A 3,920-nucleotide genomic window follows, 5' to 3' on the forward strand; every position below is an offset into this window, starting at 1 on the left:
TCCTGCCGGTGCGGGACGCGCCGCCCGCGGACGTGCCCTCGCTGGGAGAGGCGGAGCGGGAGCTTGCCCAGGCGCTGCGGGAGGCGACGGAGCTGCTGTCGCGGCTGGACCTGGCGGGGTCGGGCCCGGTGGCCGAGGCGGCGATCGACGCGTACCGCGCGCGGGCCGAGCGGGGCCGGGAGGTGCTGGCGCCGGGGTATCCGCCGCGTGCGGCGCGGGTGCTGGAGCTGGCACAGCGGGTGGGGCTGCTGATCTCCCTGGCGGACGAGAGCGGGCACGGCGGTGCCGTGAGCGTCTCGGAGATGGCGACACGGGCGCAGGCACTGCGGCCGGTGGAGCGGACGGCGCGGCGGGCACAGGTGGCGGCGTACAACGCGTATGTGGAGGAGCGGGAGCGGCGCTGAGCCATGTCCGGGGCGCGGCGGGCGCGGGTCGCGGATGCGCACCGGCCCCCGGGGCCGCGTGGCTCCCGGGGGCCGGGTGATCATGCGGGCGTCAGTTGTTGACGCAGGTGTTCCCGAAGGAGGGGTTCAGCAGCCCGACCACGCTGATGCTGTTGCCGCAGACGTTGACCGGAACGTGGACCGGGACCTGGATCACATTGCCGGAGAGGACGCCCGGCGAGCCGATGGCGGCACCCTGGGCACCGGAGTCGGCGAGGGCGGTGCCGGCGGTGGCACCCGCGGCGATGCCGGCGGTGGCGAGGACGAGAGCGGCCTTCTTGATCATGCGCATGATGATTTCGACTTCCTGCTGGTGGGGGCTCGGGCCCCCGGTTGGTGTGAGGCCCCGCGGGCGGGGCGTCGCCCACGGGGCGGTGCCGTACGGAGGAGGGACGCCCCGCGGAGTGCGGGGCCGTCCGCCCGGATCAGGACCCAGACCGGGTCCGGGCCGCCGGGTCGGTCCGCCCGGGGCCGGAGGCCGGCGCGGTGGGCCGTGCCTCCGCGGTCAGTGGTTGACGCAGGTGTTGCCGAAGGACGGGTTCAGCAGGCCGACCACGTTGATGCTGTTGCCGCAGACGTTCACGGGGACGTCGACGGGGACCTGGATCACGTTGCCCGAGACCACGCCCGGGGAGTTGGTGGCGACGCCACCGGCGTGCGCGCCGCTGGTGGCGGAGGCGGCACCGGCTCCGGCGGCGACGATGCCACCGGCGACCATGGTGATGGCGGCAACCTTCTTCAGGGACTTCACTTCTGGTTCCTCCTAGCGATCGCCGCGGCCGCCTCGGCCGCAGCACGCCATGAAGAACGCCCGGCCGGCGATCAGGATGCGCCGTATGGGCTACATCCACACGACAGTATGAATCTCTGCCGGAACGCGGCCGTCCGGGTGACGTTCCCAGAACTCCCGCGTTGTACGTGCGTTGCGCCTTGCGCTGTGCCCTGATGCGGCCCACCGCGCCCCGGCCGGTCCATGACGTGCCCCTACGAGCCCGCGCGGCCCCTGCGGAACGGTCAACCGGTGAGTCCGTGCCGTACCGCGAAGAGGGCGGCCTGTGTGCGGTCCGCCAGGTCGAGCTTCATCAGGATGTTCGACACGTGAGTCTTGACGGTCTTCTCGGAGAGCACCAGGGCACGGGCGATCTCCCGGTTGGACCGGCCGTCCGCGATCAGGCCGAGGACCTGGCGTTCCCGTTCGGTCAGGGTGTTCCCGCGGCCCTGCGAGCCGCCGGTCTCCTCGGGGGAGAGCAGGGCGCCCGCCACCTCGGGCTGGAGCAGCACATGGCCGGCGTGCACCGAGCGGATGGCCCCGGCGAGGGCGTCGGGGTCGATGTCCTTGTAGACGTAGCCGGAGGCACCGGCCCGCAGGGCGGGGACGACGGTGCGCTGCTCGGTGAAGCTGGTGACGACGAGCACCCTGGCGGGGTTGCCGAGTTCGCGCAGCTTGCGCAGGGCGTCGATGCCGTCCATGCCCGGCATCTTGACGTCCATGAGGATGACGTCGGGGCGCAGCTCCTCGGCGCGGGCGACGCCCTCGGCTCCGTCCGGGGCCTCCCCCACGACCTCTATGTCGTCCTGGATCTCCAGGAAGGTGCGCAGGCCGCGGCGGACGACCTGGTGGTCGTCGACCAGCAGGACGCGAATGACGGACCCTGATCCGGGCGCGGTGTCAGCCACCGGGGACCTCCATCTCGATCGTGGTGCCCTTTCCCGGCACGGATTCGACCACGAGGCGGCCGCCGACGCCGCTCGCCCGGTCGCGCATGGAGACCAGGCCGAGGTGGCGGCCCGCCCTGCGGACGGTGGCGGGGTCGAAGCCCTTGCCGTCGTCGGTGACGCGCAGCACGGCGCCGGTGCCGCGCCTGGCGAGGACGACGGCGACGTGGGCGGCGCCGGAGTGGCGCAGCGCGTTGTGCAGGGCCTCCTGGGCCACCCGCAGCAGCGCCTCCTCCTGCGCGGCGGGCAGGGCGCGCACGCCGTGGTGCTCGAAGGTGACGGCGGCGGCGTGGGCCCGGTCGAGGACCTGGGTCTGGGTGCTCAGGGTGGCCACGAGGCCGTCCTCGTCGAGCCCCGCGGGACGCAGTTCGACGACCGCGGCGCGCAGCTCCTCGGCGGCCTCCGCGGCGAGCGCGGCGACCTGGTGGAGTTCGGTCCTGGCGCGCTCGGGGTCGCGGGTGACGAGGGCGGTGGCGGCCTGGGCGGTCAGCCGCAGCGAGAACAGTTTCTGGGAGACCGCGTCGTGGAGCTCGTGGGCCAGCCGGGCGCGTTCGCCGGCGATCGTCAGCTCCCGGCTGCGCTCGTACAGCCGGGCGTTGGTGAGGGCGATGGCGGCGTGCTGGGCGAGGATGCCGAGGAGTTCCTCGTCCCCCTGGGTGAAGCCGCAGCCGCCCTGGTGCCCCGGCCGGCGCTTGTTGGCGAGGAAGAGCGCGCCGAGGATCTCCTCGCCGTCGGCGACGGGCATGCCGAGGAAGTCGGACAGCTCGGGGTGGGCGGCGGGCCAGCCCTCGAAGCGCGGGTCCTTGCGCACGTCGGCCAGGCGCTCGGGGGTGGCCTGATGGAGCATCGCGGCGAGGATGCCGTGCTGGCGGGGCAGCGGGCCGATGGCCTTCCACTGGGTCTCGCTGACTCCGTCCACGACGAACTGGGCGAAGCCGCCGTGGTCGTCGGGCACGCCGAGGGCGGCGTACTCGGCGTCGAGCAGTTCGCGCGCCGAGGCGACGATCGTCTTGAGGACGTCGCGGACCTCGAGGTGCCTGCTCATGGCGAGGATCGCGGTGCTCACCGCGGCCAGCCCTGATCGCGGAGCGTTGGTCATGGCCTCACGGTAGACCGGCGGGGCGGCACGGCGTATCGGACCGCGGGAGGCCCCGGACCGGGTCCCCGGTCCTAGGGCGAAGTTCCCCGGCCGGTCGCGTCCTTCGTACGAGGCGGGGAAGGGCGGCGGATTCCTACGTTGGCCACGACGGGGAAGATCCGAGAACGACAGGAGGCACCGGTATGGCGGTCGCGTTGATCACCGGGGCGTCGAAGGGGCTGGGCCGTGCGCTGAGTGCGGCGCTGGCCGAGCGTGGCTGGGACCTGGTGCTGGACGCCAGGACGGCTGCCGCGCTCCATGGGACGGCCCGGGAGCTGGGCGGGTACGGCACGCGGGTGGTGGCCGTCGCGGGGGACGTGACGGACGAGGGGCACCGGGCGGAGCTGGTGGCGGCGGCGCGGGAGCTGGGCGGGCTGGACCTGCTGGTGCACAACGCGAGCGCGCTGGGCGCGGAGCCGCTGGTGCGGCTCGGGGAACTGCCGGCGGCGGGGCTGCGCGCGGCGCTGGAGACGAATGTGGTGGCGGCGCTGGGTCTGCTGCGGCTCTCGCTGCCGCTGCTGCGGGCCGCGCCGGCGGGAGCGGTGATCACCATGAGTTCGGACGCGGCGGCCGAGGCGTACGCGGCCTGGGGCGGGTACGGGGCCTCGAAGGCGGCCCTGGAC

Annotated in this window: 5 protein-coding genes and 1 pseudogene; 2 read left to right on the forward strand and 4 right to left on the reverse strand. The window is 74.1% G+C overall.

Annotation, left to right across the window (positions count from 1 at the left end):
• Positions 1 to 404, forward strand: a pseudogene (locus GUY61_RS35775) (hypothetical protein); the annotation flags it as partial.
• 91 nt (positions 405 to 495) lie between these two features.
• Here the strand turns inward: GUY61_RS35775 and GUY61_RS35780 are convergent.
• From GUY61_RS35780 to GUY61_RS35795, 4 genes are all read right to left on the reverse strand, one after another.
• Complete coding sequence (locus tag GUY61_RS35780) at positions 496 to 735, reverse strand: chaplin (RefSeq protein ID WP_208106867.1); 240 nt, start codon at positions 733 to 735, stop codon at positions 496 to 498.
• Between the two features lie 213 nt (positions 736 to 948).
• The gene (locus GUY61_RS35785; RefSeq protein WP_166634471.1) at positions 949 to 1,194 is read right to left on the reverse strand and encodes a chaplin; all 246 of its coding nucleotides are present in this window, start codon (positions 1,192 to 1,194) and stop codon (positions 949 to 951) included.
• Between the two features lie 263 nt (positions 1,195 to 1,457).
• Positions 1,458 to 2,120, reverse strand: coding sequence for a response regulator transcription factor (locus GUY61_RS35790; RefSeq protein ID WP_313897015.1), 663 nt, complete (start codon positions 2,118 to 2,120; stop codon positions 1,458 to 1,460).
• Positions 2,113 to 3,258, reverse strand: a complete 1,146-nt coding sequence (locus tag GUY61_RS35795; protein ID WP_166634472.1) for a GAF domain-containing sensor histidine kinase — start codon at positions 3,256 to 3,258, stop codon at positions 2,113 to 2,115. The genes GUY61_RS35790 and GUY61_RS35795 overlap by 8 nt, the downstream gene beginning before the upstream one ends.
• 182 nt (positions 3,259 to 3,440) lie before the next feature.
• Here GUY61_RS35795 and GUY61_RS35800 point away from each other — a divergent pair.
• Positions 3,441 to 3,920: SDR family NAD(P)-dependent oxidoreductase (locus GUY61_RS35800; protein WP_166634473.1), on the forward strand; the 480-nt coding region annotated here is incomplete at its 3' end.

The organism is Streptomyces sp. GC420, assembly GCF_009916105.1.
In the GTDB taxonomy this organism is placed as follows: Bacteria; Actinomycetota; Actinomycetes; order Streptomycetales; family Streptomycetaceae; genus Streptomyces.

Coding starts and splice junctions, on each gene's coding strand:
- GUY61_RS35780 (WP_208106867.1), bottom strand. CDS start 735: ATGCGCATGATCAAGAAGGCCGCTCTCGTCCTCGCCACCGCCGGCATC.
- GUY61_RS35795 (WP_166634472.1), bottom strand. CDS start 3,258: ATGACCAACGCTCCGCGATCAGGGCTGGCCGCGGTGAGCACCGCGATC.